The following is a 17,660-nucleotide window of genomic DNA, read 5'->3' as shown; positions in this document are numbered from 1 at the left end:
GAGGACGACGTGATGGCGTACGTCGCCGACCCGGTGCTCGCCGCGCTGCCGACCGGCACCCACCACCCGGTGGTGCTCGGCGCGGTGGCCCGCGCGGCCGGACTGACGGACCGTCAGGCGGCGGAACTGGCCGCCCACGAGTCGGTCAACGGCCCGGCCGCCGCCGCCGTGCGGCTGCTCGGCCTGGACCCGTACCAGGTGGTCGCGGTGCTGGCCCGGCTCGCCCCGCGGGTCGACCGGGTGGCCGAACAGGCGGCCACTGCAAGGCAGTTGCTCGCTGCCTCCGCTCCGCTGCTCGACCTGTACGGCGAGCGGCACGCCTCCTGGAAGGTGAAGCTCTTTGCATCGTGACCACGGCACCGACGAGTTCGGCGCCCCGCTGCACGACACCCGGCACCCCGACCTCCCGCGCCAGGAGGCCCCGCAGCGGGACGCCCCGCCGCCCGCAGCGCTCCCCGGACCCCGGCGGGCGCTGCGGATCGGCCTGGGCGGTCCGGTCGGCTCCGGCAAGACGGCCACCGTGGCCGCACTCTGCCGGGCGCTGCGCGAGGAGCTCGCCCTGGGCGTCGTCACCAACGACATCTACACCACCGAGGACGCCGAGTTCCTGCTGCGGCACGCGGTGCTGCCGCCGGAGCGGATCGCCGCGGTCGCCACCGGCTGCTGCCCGCACACGGCGATCCGCGACGACATCTCGGCCAACCTGGAGGCGGTCGAGGAGCTGGAGGCGAGCACCGGACCGCTGGACCTGGTGCTGGTCGAGTCCGGCGGTGACAACCTGACCGCCACCTTCAGCCGCGGCCTGGTGGACGCCCAGATCTTCGTGATCGACGTGGCCGGTGGGGACAAGATCCCGCGCAAGGGCGGACCGGGGGTGACCAGCGCCGACCTGCTGGTGATCAACAAGACCGACCTCGCCGAGCTGGTCGGCGCGGACCTGGCGGTGATGGCGCGGGACGCCACCGCGCAGCGCGGCGACCGTCCGTTCGTCTTCACCTCGCTGGCGGCCGCGGACGGCGTGGCACCGGTCGCCGCCTGGGTGCGCGAGCGGCTGGCCGCGTGGCGGTGACGGTCCGCCCGCTGCCCGCCGACCCGCTGCCCGCCGACCCGGTGCCGGCCCCGGCGGGCCCGGCGGGCCCGGCGGGCTCGGTGACCGCCGGACCGGCCCGGATCGAGGCCGTGCTGGACGACCGCGGCCGCACCGAGCTGCCGGTGCTGGCGGGCGCCGGCCCGGTCGCGCTGCGGCAGCTGCGCCGGGCCGCCCCCGGCACGGCCGCCGAGGTCGCGACGGTCGGCACCATGGCCGGGCCGCTGGGCGGCGACCGGTACGGGGTGCGGGTGACCGTGGGCCCGGGCGCCCGACTGCGGGTCACCGGCGTGGCGGCCACCGTCGCGCTGCCCGGCGACGGGCCGGCCCGCTGCACGGTCGAGGTGACCGTCGCCGCGGGCGGCGTCCTGGAGTGGCTGCCCGAGCCGGTGGTCGCGGCGGCCGGCAGCCACCTGCTGCTGGACACCCGGGTCGAGCTGGCCGCCGGGGCCGCGCTGCTGCTGCGCGAGGAGCAGGTGCTCGGACGCCACCACGACTGGACCACCGGCGCCGGGCCCGGCCGGCTGACCAGCACGCTGACGGTCCGCCAGGACGGCACCGAGCTGCTCGCCCAGCAGACCGACCTGGGCCCCGGCGCCCCGGGCTGGGACGGTCCCGCGGTACTCGGCCCGCACCGGGCGCTCGGGCAGCTGCTGGCCGTGCACCGCCCGCTCCGCCCGCCCGGCGGCGACGCGGTGCTGCTCGCCCTGCCCGGCAGCGGCGCCCGGCTGCTCACCGCCCTGGCCCCGGACGCGCTGGTGCTGCGCCGGCTGCTGGCGGACGCCCTGGCGCCGGGGGAAGACGAAGGTCCCGCCCACCGGCAGGTGGACGGGACCGGGGTGGGGCGGCAGCCTCAGCCGGCCTGAGCGGGCCGGTTGCCCCGCTTCTCCAGCGAGGCCAGGTAGGCGTTGTAGGCAGCCAGCTCGGCGTCGCCGTCGCGGTCGGCGGCGCGGTCCTTGCGGGTCGCCTGCCGCTGCTCGGACTTGGCCCACTGGAAGACCAGCGCGATCAGCACCACGGCGGTCGGGATCTCGCCGAACGCCCAGGTGATCCCGCCGGCCGTCTTCTGGTCGGCCATCAGGTCGGTCCCGGGCGGCGCGACGGCCGCGTTGAAGGTGGTGACCAGCCGGGTGGTGGCCATCATCACCGCCACGCCGAAGAAGGCGTGGAACGGCATCCCCATGAACAGTTCCAGGATCCGCATCACGTGCCCGGGCCGGTGCGGGCCCGGGTCCACGCCCATGATCGGCCAGAAGAAGAGCAGGCCGACCCCGAGGAAGTGCACCATCATCGCCAGGTGCCCGATCCGCGACCCCATCAGGGAGTCGAAGATCCCGGTGAAGTAGAGGCCGTAGAGGCTGGCGATGAAGAGCGGGATGGTGAACGCGGGGTGCGACACCACCCGGACGTAGCGGCTGTGCAGCAGCGCCACCAGCAGCTCGCGCGGCCCGCGCGGGCGGCCCTTGCCGGCGGGGTGCAGGGCGCGCAGCGCCAGGGTGATCGGCGCGCCGAGCAGCAGCATGATCGGCGCCAGCATGCTGAGCACCATGTGCTGGATCATGTGCGCGCTGAACAGCACCATGCCGTAGTCGTTCAGCCCGGAGCAGGTGACGGCGATCACGGTGAGCACGCCGAGCAGCCAGGCGACGCAGCGGCCGACCGGCCAGGCGTCGCCGCGCCGGACCAGCCGCACCACGCCCGCGCCGTACAGGCCGAGCGCGAGCAGGCTGCCGAGCAGGAACGGCCAGTCCGGGGACCAGGTGAGCACCGAGTGCACCGAGAACGGGCCGAGCATCCCGCCCCCGTGGTGGTGCATCCCCGTCATACCGTCCATCGGCGGTCCCGCTTTCCCTCGTGCCCGGGGACGACCGGTGCCGCCGCGGGTCCGGTTCGTCCGTTTTTCGTCGGCTCCACATTACGGGCGCGTCCGCCGGGCACCACGCGCGGGGGCCCCGGTCCCCCGCGGTGGCGGGGGACCGGGGCCCGGAGGGCACCGCTAGCGGATCAGGAGACGTTGAGCGCGGTGTCGTCGATCACGAAGCTCGTCTGCAGCGAGGAGTCCTCGGTGCCGGTGAACTTCAGGGTCACGGTCTGGCCGGCGAAGGAGGAGAGGTCGAAGCTCTTCTGCACGTAGCCGGTGTTCTTGTTGAGGTTGGAGTAGGTGGCCAGGGTGGTGGAGTTGGCCGCCACGGTCAGCTTGTCGTAGGCCGTCGTGGTGGTGGTCTCGGCGGTGTCGATGTGCAGCCAGAAGCTGACGGTCGCGTGGCAGCCGGCCGGGACGGTGACGGTCTGGGACAGGGTGTCGGTGTGGGTGCTGCCGTAGCCGTCCAGCCAGGCCTTCCAGCTGCCGGAGTGGGCGGCCTCGGAGGAGGAGTTGTCGATCACGCCGGAGGAGGCGGTCCACGGGGCGGCGCTACCGGTCTCGAAGCCGGGGTTGCCGAGCAGCTGGGCGGCGGTGCAGCCGCCACCGCCGGAGCCGGCGATGGTCCAGCTGAAGGTGGTGGAACCGGTCGCGTTGGTGGTGTCCTTCGCGGTGACGGTGACCGAGGAGGTGCCCGCGGTGGTCGGGGTGCCGGAGATCAGGCCCGAGGAGCTGATCGACAGGCCGGCCGGCAGGCCGGTGGCCGAGTAGGTCAGGGTCTGGCCGGAGGCCGAGTCACTGGCGCTGATCTGCAGGCTGGCCGCGGTGCCGACGGTGCCGTTCTGGCTGCCCGGGTTGGTCACCGTGACGGTGTTGCCCTGGGAGCCGCCGCCCACGATCGGGTGCGAGATGGCGCAGGAGTTGGTGTCGTTCGACCAGCTGGCCTGCTCCGCGTAGGTCCCGAAGGAGCCGAAGGAGATGTTGGCCGCGCCGCCCGCGGTGCCCGGGTTGAGCCAGGCGCACTCGTCGGAGTTCTCCTGGCCGTTGTACGAGCTGCCGGAGACGTGGTTGGTCCAGCCGCCGGCCGGGTTCTGGTCCGACATCATCTCGTGCCACTCGTGGCCGAGGGTCATGCTGAAGCCGTCGGTCGTTCCGGGCGAGTTGACGAAGCCGACGCCGCAGCCCGCACCCGAGTCGATGTTGTACGGCTGGTTCGAGAACGCGATGTCGCCGTAGGGCGAGTTGACCGCGCCGCCGGTGAGCGTGGTGTCACCGTTGTAGTCGTGCCAGGCGCAGTACTGGTTCTGGTAGTTGTCCGGGTTGGTCCCGGTCGGCGACAGGATCACGTAGTACGCGTAGCGGTTGGACGCGGCGGTGGTGTTGCCGAAGTGCGCGGCCGCGTTGACCGCCTCCTGGCCCAGCTGGTGGCCGGTCGCCGCGCTCGGCGAGGCGGCCGCGTTGTCGTACCAGACGCCGGACAGCACGCCACCGCTCTGGTAGGGAACGTAGTTGACACCGCTTGCCGGGCAGCTGACCGCGCCGGAGGCGACGCCCGCGCCGTCGCACCACTGGGTCAGGTCGGCCGACCACAGCTCGTTGTTGGTGCCGATGCCCTTGAACATCTGCTGGGCGACACCGGCCGCACCGGCGGAGTCGCTGGAGAACTTGGCGTTGCCGTTGGCGTCGGTGCTCTGCGTACCCCACTGGTTACCGTAGAAGACCAGGTAGACCTTGGAGTGGCCGCTCTGCACGCCGATGCCGTCGATGCCACCGCCGTAGGAGAGGGTCTCCTGACCCGTGGCCGCGTGCGGGGCGGCCTGGGCGGCGATCGCTTCGTCGATCCGGTTCTGCTGGTCGCGGGTCGGCATCACGTGCCGGGTGCTCTGGCCGGTGGCCGAGTGGGACGAGGACGCCACCGCGGTGCTCGACTGCGCGACCGCCTGGGGTGCGGCGGCGGCGAGCATGACGCCGGTGACGAGGGACAGCGACGCGAGGCCGGTGAAGGCTACTCGTGCCGTGCCGCGCATACGGGGGGTGCCCATGGTGTGGGGGTTCCTCTCTCCTGCCGATCGCCCCGCGCCGGTTGGCGCGGGCGGGGTCGGATGCGTGGGACAGGACGTCGGGCGCACCGGTGGTACGAGCCGGAGGACTTGCAGGGCGCGGAGAGCAGAAGAGGCGCAACGCTCGCGTCCTGCTCCGGTGGGGGAGTTGGTACCAACCGTGCCGATACGCACGGTATCTGGTGGTCTGACAGGTGGTGCGCCGTTCGCTGCCGTGAAGCAAAGCAGAGTTGGCGAACCGCGGTCAACGGTGCGTACCGGCATTTCGTCTACCGACCGAACGGACGGTCGAGACGATCTCGCGCCGGGGCGGCGCGCGACGATCGGTTCCGGACTATTCTGAGACAGCGTCACATCGCTCTGGCGGAGGGGGTCCTGGTGCCGGAAAATGTCACGGCGCGCACGGGTTCGGGGCGTCCGGGCACTGCTGGGGCCACCGGCGCTTCTGGGGTTGCCAGTGGTTCGCGGTGGCGGGCCGGTGGCCGGGCGGGCGCGGGGGCGCCGCGCCCGGCCGTGCGGAGGTCCCCCGCAGGGGAGGGGATCAGTGCGGTGCCGTCCCCCAGCGCACCGGCAGCTCCACCGGTCCGCGGGTGATCCCGTACGGGTGCCAGCGCAACTCCTCGACCGGGACGGCGAGTTCCAGGTCGGGGAAGCGGCGCAGCAGGGTGCCGATCGCGATCTCGCCCTCCAGGCGGGCGAGCGGCGCGCCCAGGCAGTAGTGGATGCCGTGGCCGAACGAGACGTGCCGCGGGTCGGGGCGGGCCACGTCGAGGGCGTCCAGCCCGGCGCCGTCGCGGCCGGCCGCGGTCAGGCCCAGCTGGACGACGTCGCCGCGCCGGATCGTGGTCCCGGCGAGCTCCAGGTCCTCGGCGGCGAACCGGAACGGCGCGAACTCCACCGGTGCGTCGAAGCGCAGGAACTCCTCCACCGCGTTCGGCAGCAGCGCCGGGTCGGCGCGCAGCAGCTCGGCCTGCGCGGGGTGGGTGAGCAGCGCCAGGGCCGCGTTGGAGAGCAGGTTCACCGTGGTGTCGTGGCCGGCCACCACCAGCAGCACGGCGGTGCCGAGCAGTTCGACGTCGGACAGCCGCCCGTCCTGCTCGTCGTTGACCTGCACCAGGCCGGAGAGCAGGTCCTCGGCGGGCTCGCGCCGCTTGGCCTCCAGCAGCTCGGCCAGGTACCGGTTGAGCTTCTCGGCGCCCTCGCGCTGCAGGTGCACCGGGGCGGTCATCGCCTCGTGCGACCAGGACCGGAAGTCCTCCCGGTGCTCCTCGGGTACCCCGAGCAGCTCGCAGATCACGGTCATCGGCAGCGGACCGGCGAAGGCGGCGACCAGGTCGGCCTGCCCGGCCGGGGCGATCGCGTCCAGCAGGCGGTCGGCGATCTCCTGCACCCGCGGGCGCAGCAGCTCGGTGCGCCGGCCGGTGAAGGTGCCGGCGACCAGCTTGCGCAGCCGGGTGTGGTGCGGCGGGTCGGCGGTCAGCATGTTGCCGCCGAAGCCGCTGCCGGGCTTGTTGCCGGTGAAGCCGATCGCGTCCAGCGCCTCCTGCGCGCTGGACGCGTCCTTCACCAGCGCGGGGTGGACGGCCGCCTCGCGGACCGCCTGCTGACCCACCACCAGCCAGACGTCCAGGCCGCTGGGCTGGCGCACCCGGTGCACCGGTCCGGCGGCCCGGAGCCGCTCGTAGTGCTGGTGCGCCGAGGTGCGGAAATCGGGCGAGATGGTGGCTATCGGGCAGCGGTCTGACTGCTCGTCAGTGGAGGTCACATGGTCCATGGGAGGCACTCTAGGTGCTCCCGCTCGGCCGCGGCGACCACCGGTGCCACCGGCCGCCGACTACCGGCCGCCGGCCACCGGCCCCTTGGGCACCAGGGTGTTCTCGCTGTGCCGGCCGGCCGCGAAGTCCTCGACGTTGCGCACGGTGGCGTCGATGATCTGCCCGATCGCGGTCCTGGTGAAGTACGCCTGGTGCGAGGTGACCAGGACCTGCGGGAAGGTGAGCAGCCGCGCCAGTACGTCGTCGCTCACCCCGCGCAGCGAGCGGTCGGTGAAGAAGACCCCGGTCTCCTCCTCGTACACGTCCAGGCCCACCCCGGTCAGCCGGCCCGCGCGCAGTACCTCGACCAGCGCGGTGCTGTCCAGCAGGCCGCCCCGGCTGGTGTTGACCAGGATCGCGTCGTCCTTCATCAGGGTCAGCGCGGCCGCGTCGATCAGGTGGTGGGTGGCCGGCACCAGCGGGACGTGCAGGCTGATCAGGTCGCTCTTCATCAGCAGTTCGTCGCGGTCGACGTAGCTCATGCCCAGCTGCTGGCAGACCGGATTGGGCGTCAGGTCCCAACCGAGCAGCCGGGTGCCGAAGCCGTGCGCGATCCGGGCGAAGCACTCGCCGATCTTGCCGGTGCCGAGCACGCCGACGGTCATGCCGTGGATGTCCCGGCCGAGCAGCCCGTCCAGCCGGAAGTCGAACTCGCGCGAGCGGGTGGTGGCCCGGGAGAGCCGCCGGTTGACCGCCAGCGCCAGGGCCCAGGCGTGCTCGGCCACCGCGTAGGGGCTGTAGGAGGAGACCCGGGCCACGGTCAGGCCCAGCTCGGCGGCCGCGTCCAGGTCGATGTTGTTGAAGCCGGTGGAGCGCTGGGCGATCAGCTTGGTGCCGCCGACGGCCAGCACGGCCAGCGCCTCGGCGTCCAGCTCCGCGTTGACGCTGCTGCTCACCACCGGCGCGCCGGCGGCCAGTGGCGCGGTGTCGCGGTTGAGGAAGAGCGACAGGCAGCGCAGGGTGTGGCGGCCGGCGAAGGCGCTCTCCAGCAGCGGCTGCTCGTCGGCCTGCACCCCGTAGGCGATGATCTCCATGGGGCAAACGCTAGACCGGCCGGGGGTGGAACGCCGAGCGCCCCGCCGGATCCCGGCGGGGCGCTCGAACACCTGAACGCGGGTCAGATGACGGTCTCGGCCTCGGTGTAACGGTCCGCCGGGACCGTCTTCAGGTCGGCCACGGCCTCGCCCAGCGGGACCAGGTTGATCTGGGTGCCCTGCAGCGCGGTGATGTGGCCGAAGGCGCCCTTGTGCGCGGCCTCCACCGCGTGCCAGCCGAACCGGGTGGCCAGCACCCGGTCGTAGGCGGTCGGGGTGCCGCCGCGCTGGGTGTGGCCGAGGATCACCGGGCGCGCCTCCTTGCCCAGGCGGTGCTCCAGCTCGCCGGAGAGCTGGGTGGCGATGCCGGTGAACCGCTCGTGGCCGTAGATGTCCTTGGTGCCCTCTTCCCAGTGCATGGTGCCGGGCTCGGGCTTGGCGCCCTCGGCGCAGACCACGATGGCGAACTTCTTGCCGCGCTCGAAGCGCTCCCGGACCACCTCGGTGAGCTTGTCGATGTGGAACGGGCGCTCGGGCACCACGATCGCGTGGGCGCCGGCGGCCATGCCCGCGTTGAGCGCGATCCAGCCGGTGTGGCGGCCCATCACCTCGACCACCATGACCCGCTGGTGCGACTCGGCGGTGGTCTTCAGGCGGTCCAGCGCCTCGGTGGCCACCGAGACGGCGGTGTCGAAACCGAAGGTCACGTCGGTGCAGGCGATGTCGTTGTCGATCGTCTTCGGCACGCCGACCACCGGCAGGCCCGCGTCGCTCATCAGCTTGGCGGCCTTCAGGGTGCCCTCGCCGCCGATCGGGATCACCGCGTCGATCCCCAGGTCGGCGCAGTACTTCTTGGCCCGCTCGACGCCGTCGCGCAGGTGGCTGGGCTGGACCCGGGACGAGCCCAGGATCGTGCCGCCCTGGGCCAGGATGCCGCTGACCGAGTCGAGGGTCAGCGGGCGGTGGACGCCCTCGAGAAGGCCGCGCCAGCCGTCCTGGAACCCGATCACCTCGTCGCCGTGGTCGACCACCCCCCGGTGGACCACGGAGCGGATCACGGCGTTCAGGCCGGGGCAGTCGCCGCCGCTGGTCAGCACACCAATACGCATCTCTTTTTGCAACTCCCCTGGGGGCACCGCCAGCCGCCAGGCTGGGGGTAGAACCGGACAGCCGGACCACCGCCTGGTGAGGGCGGGATCAGAAACGGACATTCAACCCGAAACTGATCATAACTACCCGCACCTCCGGCCAGGTGGCGGGCAGGCGCGGGGGCGGCGTCTTCGGCGCGCCCGCGCGGATGTTCAGCCGGTTGCCGAGGAGGGTGTGCATCCGACGGTGCTTATTGTCGTACTTCTGTGCCGACCCGGCTCCCGGCGCCGGATGCTGGACATCCGGACGCCGGGAGAAGTTCACCGGGTGGCGGCTCGCGGTCTACGCGGGCTGGCGGGTGGCGGAGATCCGCTCGGTGCGCAGCGCGTCGTACCAGGTGGTGTCGGCCGGCGGCAGGGCGTTCACGTCCAGCGCCAGCTTGATCAGCAGGTCGGCGACGGCGGGGTTGCGCGCCATCACCGGGCCGTGCAGGTAGGTGCCGAAGACGGTGTCCCGCCAGGCGCCCTCGGTACCGGTGCCGTCCCCGTTGCCACCGCCGACGGTGACCTGGGCCAGCGGGGACACGCCCTGGCCGAGGTGGGTGACGCCCTGGTGGTTCTCGAAACCGGTCAGGGTGGGCAGGCCCAGCCGCTGGTCGGGCTCGGCCAGCACGTCGCCGACGTTGCGGGCGCCCTCGCCGCGGGTGGACCAGACGTCCAGCAGGCCCAGGCCCGGCTCGCGCTGGCCCAGGTCGTTGATGAACTCGTGGCCCAGGATCTGGTAGCCCGCGCAGACCGAGAAGACGATCGCCCCGTTGTCCACCGCGCGCGGCAGGCCCGGGTCCTGGCGCAGCCGCTCGGCGGCCAGCCGCTGCGGGCGGTCCTCGCCGCCGCCGATCAGGTAGATGTCGCCGCTGGTGGGCACCGGCTGGTCGGAGCGCACGTCGATCCGCTGCACGTTCAGCCCGCGCTGGCGGGCCCGGCGCTCGACCACCAGGGCGTTGCCCCGGTCGCCGTAGGTGCTGAGCAGGTCGGGGTAGATCCAGACCAGTCGCAGGCTGCTTTCGCTCATCCGAGAGGCCCTTCCATAGTGCTGCTGCTGCGGCTGCGCCGGCGGGGGAGGCGCGGTGGGCGGGGCCGCCGGCTGCTGGCCGTACCCGGGCTGCGGGGGCTGCTGCTGCGGGTACCCGGGCTGGGGCTGCTGCCCGTACCCGGGCTGCGCGGGCTGCCCCTGCGGCGGCTGCTGCCCGTACCCGGGCTGGGCCGGCTGACCCTGCTGCGGGTAACCCGGCTGGCCCGGCTGACCCTGCTGCGGGTATCCCGGCTGGGCCGGCTGCTGCGGGTAGCCGGGCTGCGGCTGCTGGCCGTACCCGGGGCCCTGCGGCGGCTGCCCGTAGCCCGGTATCGGCTGCTGGCCCTGCGGCGGCTGCTGCGGGTAGCCCTGCGGCGCCCCGAAGCCGTCGGGAGTGGTCATCCGCCCGCCACCACCTTGCGCAGCTGCTGGAACGCGGTGTAGTTCGCGATCGCCTCGATCCGCCCGGGCGGCGCCATCCGGACCGCCTCCTCCAGCGTCTCCACCACGTGGAACTGGAGCCCGGCGACCTCCAGCCGGACCGCCAGGTCCAGCCGGCGCTGCCCCATCACGAAGATCGGGTGGCCGTGCAGCCGCTCGTAGTCCACGTCCCAGAGCCAGGAGGTGTCGGTGCCGTCCGCGTCCAGCGCGTTCACCGAGAGGACCACCGGCGCCGGCGGCCCGTCGATCAGCGAGAAGGTCTCCAGCCAGCCGGCCGGGTTCTTGGCCAGCAGCAGCCGCACGTCGCGGCCCTGGTAGTTGACCACGTCGTAGCGGCCGGCCACCGCGGCCACCGACTGCATCCGCTCCAGCGCCACCTGCGGCGGCACGCCGAAGACCGCGGCCACCGCGGCCGAGCTGGTCGCGTTGGCCAGGTTGGCCCGGCCCGGCAGCTGCAGCTGGATCGGCCAGGCGGCGCCGTTCGGGTCGATCACGTGGGTGCCCTGCAGCGCCCAGTGCGGCTGCGGGCGGCGGAAGCCGCACTCCTGGCAGAACCAGTCGTCGCCCGGCCGCTGCATCACGCCACCGCAGGACGGGCAGGACCAGGCGTCCTCCTTCCAGGCCTGACCGGCGGCCACCCAGACCACCCGGCGGCAGGAGGAGGCGGCCCAGGTCACCAGCGGGTCGTCCGCGTTGGCGATGATCACGGCCTCGGTGTGCTGCAGGCCCTCGCGCCAGCGCTCGGCCAGCATCCGGGTCTCGGCGGCCCGGTCCAGCTGGTCGCGGGAGAGGTTGAGCAGCGCTATGGCCTTCGGGTGGGTGTCCCGGGCGACGCCGGCCAGGTACTTCTCGTCCACCTCGATCACGCCGTAGCGGGCGTCCGAGCCGCCGGCCAGCGCGGCGGTGATGCCGGCCGGCATGTTGGCGCCCAGCGCGTTGGAGACCACCGGGCCCGCCGCGCGCAGCGCCTCGGCGATCAGCCGGGTGGTGGTGGTCTTGCCGTTGGTGGCGGAGACCAGGACCACGTCCAGGTGGTCGGCGAGGCGGGCGAGCAGGTCGGGGTCGAGCTTGAGGGCGACCTTGCCGCCGATCACCGAGCCGCTGCCGCGGCCGACCGTCCGGGAGGCCGCAGCGGCCATCCGGCCCGCGGTGACGGCGAGCTTGGAGCGGGCGGGCAGTGAGGATTCGCGTGCGCCGGTGGCCGCGGCCTCCGATTCGGTGCCTGGCATGCTCAGGGGTTCCTCCTCTGGCTGACGACCCCCCGGGTCGTACCTCGGCGCGGGCCCCTCGGGTCCGCTGCGTCTCGCCCGCCGGGTGGCGGGGACGGGCTCAGCCTAACGGCTCCCGGCCGCCGGGCCGAGCCACGGGGCCCCGTCGTGCGTGCTCAGCGCCCTGACGGTGCCTCGAAAAGGGGCCGGCGGCCGCCCCGGTGGAGGGGACGGTCGCCGGCCGGGGAGCGGGGCCGTTCAGGGGCGGCCGGGCACGCTCGGCCAGGGGCTGGGCAACTGCTCGGCGGCGCCCGCCAGGTGGGCGGTGATCACCAGGGTGCCGTCCTCCACCTGGTAGTCCAGCGGCAGCTCCAGCCGCTGCATGGCACCGATCAGCGCGGTGTTGCCGGCCTGGGTGACGGCGTACACGGTGGCCACCCCGGCCTCGGCGGCCAGCGCCGCCATCCGGCGCAACAGGTCCAGGCCCAGGCCCCGGCGCTGCCAGCCGTCCTCCACCAGCACCGCGAGCTCGGCGCTGTCGTCGTCCCACATCAGGTGGGCGAGCGCGACCAGCCGGCCGTCCTCGGTCTCCACCGCCAGGGTCTGGCCGTGCCGGGGGTCGAGCAGGTGCTCCAGGTACCGGTCGGCGTCGGCCACCGGGCCGTGGTAGCGCTTGCGCAGGGTCGTCGTGCTGCAGCGGTGGTGCATGGCCAGCGCGGCCGGCTTGTCCGCCGGGGCGGCCCGGCGGACCGTCAGGTCGGTGCCGGCCGGCAGGCTCAGCTGGTCGGCCACCTTCGGCACCCGGGGGCCGAGCAGCGCGTCCAGCTCGACCAGGGCCTTGGCCCGGGCGAACTCGGTCGGGGTGAACGGCAGGTGCGGGCGGCTGAGCTCCAGCAGCTCGCCGGCCGGGGCCGGCAGCCGCATCAGGTGCCCGTCCAGGCTGGGCACGGCGGCGCCGCCGGGCTTGGCCGGGAAGGAGCGGATGGTCACCTGTCCGAACAGCTGGCGCAGCGCCACCGGCAGCTCGGCCGCGTCCAGCGCCGTCCGGGTGGCCAGCGCCAGCACGTGGGTCGGCACGTCCACCAGGTCGTGCGCGTCCGCCGGGTCGGTCCAGATCTCCCGCCCGCCGGCCCCGGCCACCGCCTCGGTGAGGGCCGAGCGGGGCAGCGACCGCGGCGCGCGCACCAGGAACTCGTCCACCGTGCCGTCCGGCAGCGGGTGGGTCTGCAGCGAGACGATGCTGATGCCCAGCGCCGCCAGCGCCGTGCAGACGGTGGCCAGGCTGCCCGGGGCGTCCGAGACGGTGGCCCGCACCCGCCACAGCCGGGTCTCGGCGGGCAGCGCGTCCGCGAGCTGCTCGCCCGGGCTCCCCGCCCCGGCGGGCGGTCCCGGGGGCGGCCCGGGCGGACCGTGCGGATGGCGGTGCGCCCACCAGGCGTGACCCGCCGCCGTGGTGAGCAGGACCAGGGCGGCGACGACCAGCAGCACTGGACCGTCCTGGCCGTGCACCACGACGTTGGCGACCAGGTCGGCGGTGGCCACGGCGAGGAAGGCGGCGGCCAGCTCGACGGCGGTGTGCCGCCAGCGCTCGCTTCTGGCCCGGCGGCGGGCGGCGCGGGAGGGGCCGGAGTGAACCGGCGTGGTCGGGGTATCAATCGGCGATCGTGTCATGGCCCCACGATGACGCGCGGGTGTTTCACGATCACGAATCTGTTATGACCGCCCGGTAAATGTCTTCGGGAGGGCGTTTACCCGGTCGCGTTCACTGGCGGGCCGTCAGATCGGCCACGGCGGCCCGGACTTCGGCCAGCAGCACGGCCAGGTCGGCCTCGCCGACGGCCGGATTGATCAGGCAGGCCCGCATCGCCTCCCGCCCGTTCAGCACCGTGCCGGTGACGAAGGCCTGCCCGCGCCGCTGCACCGCGAGCGGCAGCGCCCGGTTGAGCGCGTCCACCGCGGCCTCGTCCAGTCCGGCCGGGCGGGCCCGGAAGGCGGTGATCGAGGTCTCCACCGGCGCCATCAGCTCCAGCCCGGGATCGGCCCCGACCAGCTCGCCGAGCCGGCGGGCCAGCGCGGTGCAGTGCGCCACGTCGGCGGCGATCCCGTTCCGGCCGCGGTGGGCGATGGTGGCCCAGACCTTGAGCGAGCGGAACGGGCGGGTCTGCTCGATGCCGTACTCGGAGAACCAGCCGAAGCCGCCGGCCTCCTCGTCGCGCAGGTAGGACGGGACCAGGCTGAAGGTGCCGCGCAGCTGGGCGGCGTCGCGGACCAGCGCGCAGCCGCAGTCGACCGGCACGCCGAGCCACTTGTGCGGGTCCAGCGCGATCGAGTCGGCCCGCTCCAGGCCGGCGTAGCGGTGCGCGATCACCGGGTCGAGCACGCCGAAGGCGCCGTACGCGCCGTCCACGTGCAGCCACAGCTGCTCCTGCTCGCACAGGTCGGCCAGCGGCTCCAGGCGGTCCACGGCGCCGGTGTTGACGGTGCCGGCCGAGGCGGCCACCAGGAACGGCAGCCGGCCGGCCGCCCGGTCCTCGGCGATCGCCGCGCGCAGCCCGTCCGGGTCGATCCGGCCCTGGGCGTCGGCCGGCACCACCCGCAGCTGCCGGCTGCCGATGCCGAGCAGCTCGGCGGCCTTGCGCACGCAGGAGTGGGTCTCGCCGGTGACGTAGCCGACCAGGGGCGGCAGGCCGGACAGGCCGTCCTCCCGGACGTCCCAGCCGGCCCGGGCGGCGGCGTGCTGCCGGGCGGCGGCCAGGCAGACGATGGTGGCCATCGAGGTGCCGGAGGTGAGCAGGCCGCCGGCGCCGTCCGCGGCCGGGTAGCCGACCAGCTCGGCGATCCAGCGCACCACGGCGCGCTCCAGGTGCACGTCGGCGTGGTCGCCGCCGGCCGAGCTCGGGTTCATCGCGGCGGCCGCCAGGGTGGCCAGCACGCCGGCCGGGGCCGGGGCCGCGTTGACCCAGCCGAAGAACCGGGGGTGCCCGTTGCCCATCGGCGCGGTCATCACCTCGCTGCCGATCACCCCGAGCAGCTCGTCCAGCTCCCGCCCCTCGGCCGGCAGCGGGGCGGTCAGCAGCGCCTCGCGGGCCGCCGGGTCCATCGGCTGCCAGACCGGGCGCTCCGGCACCGCCGCCAGGTAGTCGGCCACCAGGTCGGCGGCGGTGTGGGCAGCGGTGCGGAAGTTCTGGTCGGCCATGGCGATCATCGTACGAGGTGTCAGTCGAGCGAGCCCGACAGGTGGGCCGAGGAGCGGCAGTACCGGGCGATCTCCTGGTTGGTCAGCTTGGCGCACAGTCGCCCGGCGGCACCGGGATCGGTGTAGTTGACGGTGTAGTAGCTGACGATCCCGTCGACGCAGGCCTTCTTCTGCCAGGTGTCGGCGGCGGTGGCGCACTGCTGGCCCACCCAGTCCTCGCGGTCCAGGTTGTACTTCATCAGCCGCGAGCCGACGCCCCGGGAGCAGTCGTTGGCACCGCCGCTGGCCTGGCCGTTCAGGCACCACTTGAGCGCCTGGGCGTAGATCTCCGGGTGGTTGGGGTAGTCGTGCGAGGACAGGTAGTAGGTCGGCGCGTAGAAGAAGCAGGCCGACTGGAACAGGGCCGGCTGCTCCGGGCACGGGTACATCGGCTCGGCGGCCAGCTTGTCCGCCGGGACCAGCGCCTTGGCCTTCTCGTCCTCCTCGTCCGGCCCGAAGAGCTGCATGTACAGGCCCTCGGAGCAGGTGACGATCCGGCTGGCGCTGCCGAACTTGCTGCACAGGTCGCGGGCCTTGGCCACGTCCTGGTTGCTGACGAACATGGTGCCGTGGCCCACGCCGTGCACGCAGGGGCCGGTCATCTGCGGCTGGCAGAGCTTGAGCAGGTCGGCCGCCGGGTCGGGGGAGGCGATCAGCATCTCCTCCACCGCGCCGTGCAGGTAGCCGGCCGCACAGGTGTCGTGCGGGAAGGAGAGCACCTTCTGGAAGTCGTGGTTGTACCGCTTCACCGCCGCGTGCCCGAGCTCGTGCGCGATCGGGTGGCAGAACCGCACGGTGTACGGCTTCTCCTTGGTGATCCGGTCCAGGTCGGCCAGCGCGACGCCGGGGTCGGTGGCGTCCATCTCGGCCATCAGCTTGTTCCGCAGGGTGGACCGGGTCCACACCGCGGGGTCGCCGGTGGGCGTCGCGGAGGCGGCCGCGGCCGCCCGGGCGGGTCCGGAGCCGGCCGGCACGGGCTGGCCCACCTGCGCGGCCACCGGGGCGGCGTCGGGTGCCCACCGGGTCACGGCGAGCGCGCCGAGGCCGAGGGCCCCGAGCAGGACGGCGGTCACAATCGCGAAGACACGCGGGTGCATGGCTGGTCAGATCCCCCGGCGATCAGTGTGGACAGGCACCCGCCCATCCTCGCCGGTCCGCGGCCGGATCCCGACACCAGGTGGGCCATCCGGGGGTGTGTCGCGCCTGTGGCACCATGCCAGGACACCCCAACGTCGAGCCGCCCGGGAGCCCGGTATGTCCGCCACCACCCCTGACCTGCTCTTCCGCCCCGCCACCGAGGCCGACGTGGCCGCGCTGGTGGAGCTGGTGGAGTCCGCCTACCGGGGCGACGCCAGCCGGGCCGGTTGGACCACCGAGGCGGACCTGCTGGACGGGCAGCGCACCGACCCGCAGGCGGTGGCCGCGCTGCTGGCCGCCCCCGACACCCTGGTGCTGCTCGCCGAGCGCGCCGCCACCGGCGAGCTGCTCGCCTGCTGCCAGGTGGAGCGGCGGGGGGACGGCGCGTACTTCGGCATGTTCTCGGTCCACCCGGCCCGGCAGGGCGGTGGCGTGGGCCGGGCGGTGCTGGCCGAGGCCGAGCGGATCGCGCGCGAGGAGTGGCGGGCCGCCTCGATGGAGATGACGGTGATCGTCCAGCGCACCGACCTGATCGCCTGGTACGAGCGGCGCGGCTTCGCCCGCACCGGCGAGCTCTCCCCGTTCCCGTACGGCGACGAGCGGTTCGGGCTGCCGAAGCGGGACGACCTGGCCTTCGAGAAGCTGGTGAAGGCGCTCTGACGGACCCTCAGGCGCCGGTCGGCTGCGGGACCGGCGCCGGGGCGAAGGGGCGGCCGTCCAGCGTCCAGTGCGGGTCCGGGACGATCTGCAGCGCCTGGTAGACGTGCGCGGCCACGTCCACGTGGCGGACCGGCCGGACCGGGACGCCGGGCGGCAGGTCCGGCCCGCAGGCGGCCACCCAGGCGGTGCGCTCCAGGGTGCTGCGGCCGCCGTGGCCGCCCTGGTCCACGTGACCGTGGTCGGTGACCACGATGACCGTCCACTCCTCGTCCGGGTAGCCCGGGCGGGACCGGACCGCGGCGAGCAGCCGGCCCAGGCGGGCGTCGGCGGTCTCGATCGCGCGGCGGTACTCCTCGCCGCAGCCCAGGAAGTGCGCGGTCTCGTCGACCGCGCCCAGGTAGACGAAGCCCGCCTGCTGGTCGTCCTCGCCGGTCAGCAGGGCGACCGCCTCGGCGGTGGTCCGCTCGTCGCAGACCTCCCAGGCCTCGGGGGTGTCCTCCAGCGGGCCGACGTAGGACAGCCGGCCGGGCGCGGCGAACAGCGGGCCGCCCTCGCGGGCCAGGAAGAGCGGGTCCCAGCCGCCGACCGCGAAGGTGCGGCGGCGGTGGGTGCGGGCCAGCCGGGTGGTGAAGTCGGGGAAGACGTCCAGCCGGTTGCCGCCGAAGTGGTTGCCGAAGACGCCGTGCTTGGCCACGGTCACGCCGGTGACGATGGTGGCCCAGCACGGGCCGGACATGGTGGGGGTGGCCTCGTCCACCTCCACCGGGGCCAGGAACCCGGCCGCCGCGACCTCGTCCAGCGCCGGGGTGGCGAGCTGGTCGAGCAGGTCGAGGCGGACGCCGTCGATGCCGACCACCAGGACGCGACGCGGGCCGGCGGGCCAGAGGCTGGACGACACGGGGACTCCGATCTGCTGGGAAGTTGTCCAGTCACCTTAACCAGCCGGTGTAGCCCGGTCGGGTG

16 protein-coding genes are annotated in these 17,660 nt (G+C 73.9%); 4 read left to right on the top strand and 12 right to left on the bottom strand.

Going from position 1 to position 17,660, the window contains the following annotated elements; all coding sequences use genetic code 11:
• The 3 genes from ACFW1A_RS09785 to ACFW1A_RS09775 form a co-directional block, all read left to right on the top strand.
• The coding region (locus tag ACFW1A_RS09785) for an urease accessory UreF family protein (protein ID WP_380406908.1) at positions 1 to 351 on the top strand (351 nt) is incomplete at its 5' end.
• Entirely contained in the window at positions 341 to 1,069 is a 729-nt protein-coding gene (gene ureG / locus ACFW1A_RS09780) for an urease accessory protein UreG (RefSeq protein WP_380406906.1), read from the top strand. The genes ACFW1A_RS09785 and ureG, both read left to right, overlap by 11 nt.
• 41 nt (positions 1,070 to 1,110) lie before the next feature.
• A complete protein-coding gene (locus ACFW1A_RS09775) occupies positions 1,111 to 1,953 on the top strand; it encodes an urease accessory protein UreD (RefSeq protein WP_380406918.1) in 843 nt (280 codons plus the stop codon).
• On the opposite strand, the gene ACFW1A_RS09770 is transcribed toward ACFW1A_RS09775, so the two are convergent.
• The 11 genes from ACFW1A_RS09770 to ACFW1A_RS09720 form a co-directional block, all read right to left on the bottom strand.
• Positions 1,941 to 2,903: a cytochrome c oxidase assembly protein gene (locus tag ACFW1A_RS09770; RefSeq protein WP_380406916.1), complete on the bottom strand. Its 963-nt coding sequence runs from the start codon at positions 2,901 to 2,903 to the stop codon at positions 1,941 to 1,943. The two genes, ACFW1A_RS09775 and ACFW1A_RS09770, sit on opposite strands and share 13 nt — an antisense overlap.
• Positions 2,904 to 3,091: 188 nt before the next feature.
• Positions 3,092 to 4,990, bottom strand: coding sequence for a putative Ig domain-containing protein (locus tag ACFW1A_RS09765; RefSeq protein WP_380406904.1), 1,899 nt, complete (start codon positions 4,988 to 4,990; stop codon positions 3,092 to 3,094).
• A gap of 559 nt (positions 4,991 to 5,549) precedes the next feature.
• A complete protein-coding gene (locus ACFW1A_RS09760) occupies positions 5,550 to 6,782 on the bottom strand; it encodes a cytochrome P450 (RefSeq protein ID WP_380406902.1) in 1,233 nt (410 codons plus the stop codon).
• 60 nt (positions 6,783 to 6,842) lie between these two features.
• Positions 6,843 to 7,856 carry a 2-hydroxyacid dehydrogenase gene (locus ACFW1A_RS09755; protein WP_380406900.1) on the bottom strand — a complete coding sequence of 338 codons (1,014 nt, stop codon included), beginning with the start codon at positions 7,854 to 7,856 and terminating at the stop codon, positions 6,843 to 6,845.
• 83 nt (positions 7,857 to 7,939) lie between these two features.
• Positions 7,940 to 8,965 carry a 6-phosphofructokinase gene (locus ACFW1A_RS09750; RefSeq protein WP_380406898.1) on the bottom strand — a complete coding sequence of 342 codons (1,026 nt, stop codon included), beginning with the start codon at positions 8,963 to 8,965 and terminating at the stop codon, positions 7,940 to 7,942.
• A gap of 88 nt (positions 8,966 to 9,053) precedes the next feature.
• Positions 9,054 to 9,185 (bottom strand): hypothetical protein, encoded by a 132-nt coding sequence (locus ACFW1A_RS09745; protein WP_380406896.1) that lies wholly within the window; start codon positions 9,183 to 9,185, stop codon positions 9,054 to 9,056.
• 102 nt (positions 9,186 to 9,287) lie between these two features.
• Positions 9,288 to 10,016, bottom strand: coding sequence for a type 1 glutamine amidotransferase (locus ACFW1A_RS09740; RefSeq protein ID WP_380406914.1), 729 nt, complete (start codon positions 10,014 to 10,016; stop codon positions 9,288 to 9,290).
• A gap of 398 nt (positions 10,017 to 10,414) precedes the next feature.
• Positions 10,415 to 11,686, bottom strand: a complete 1,272-nt coding sequence (locus ACFW1A_RS09735) for a MurT ligase domain-containing protein (RefSeq protein WP_380406894.1) — start codon at positions 11,684 to 11,686, stop codon at positions 10,415 to 10,417.
• 237 nt (positions 11,687 to 11,923) lie between these two features.
• A complete protein-coding gene (locus ACFW1A_RS09730; RefSeq protein WP_380406891.1) occupies positions 11,924 to 13,336 on the bottom strand; it encodes a GNAT family N-acetyltransferase in 1,413 nt (470 codons plus the stop codon).
• A gap of 91 nt (positions 13,337 to 13,427) precedes the next feature.
• Positions 13,428 to 14,861, bottom strand: a complete 1,434-nt coding sequence (locus tag ACFW1A_RS09725) for a pyridoxal phosphate-dependent decarboxylase family protein (RefSeq protein ID WP_380406889.1) — start codon at positions 14,859 to 14,861, stop codon at positions 13,428 to 13,430.
• A 20-nt stretch (positions 14,862 to 14,881) separates the two neighbouring features.
• Positions 14,882 to 15,997, bottom strand: coding sequence for a hypothetical protein (locus tag ACFW1A_RS09720; RefSeq protein ID WP_380406887.1), 1,116 nt, complete (start codon positions 15,995 to 15,997; stop codon positions 14,882 to 14,884).
• Between the two features lie 157 nt (positions 15,998 to 16,154).
• On the opposite strand from ACFW1A_RS09720, the gene ACFW1A_RS09715 reads away from it, so the two are divergent.
• Positions 16,155 to 16,697, top strand: coding sequence for a GNAT family N-acetyltransferase (locus ACFW1A_RS09715; protein WP_380406885.1), 543 nt, complete (start codon positions 16,155 to 16,157; stop codon positions 16,695 to 16,697).
• A 7-nt stretch (positions 16,698 to 16,704) separates the two neighbouring features.
• Here ACFW1A_RS09715 and ACFW1A_RS09710 read toward each other — a convergent pair whose 3' ends face one another.
• Complete coding sequence (locus ACFW1A_RS09710) at positions 16,705 to 17,595, bottom strand: alkaline phosphatase family protein (RefSeq protein ID WP_380406883.1); 891 nt, start codon at positions 17,593 to 17,595, stop codon at positions 16,705 to 16,707.
• Positions 17,596 to 17,660: the final 65 nt, after the last annotated feature.

This window comes from Kitasatospora sp. NPDC058965, assembly GCF_042741245.1.
Classification (GTDB): domain Bacteria; phylum Actinomycetota; class Actinomycetes; order Streptomycetales; family Streptomycetaceae; genus Kitasatospora.
The sequence above is the reverse complement of the archived record's forward strand: the minus strand, read 5'-3'. Positions and strand labels throughout refer to the sequence as shown.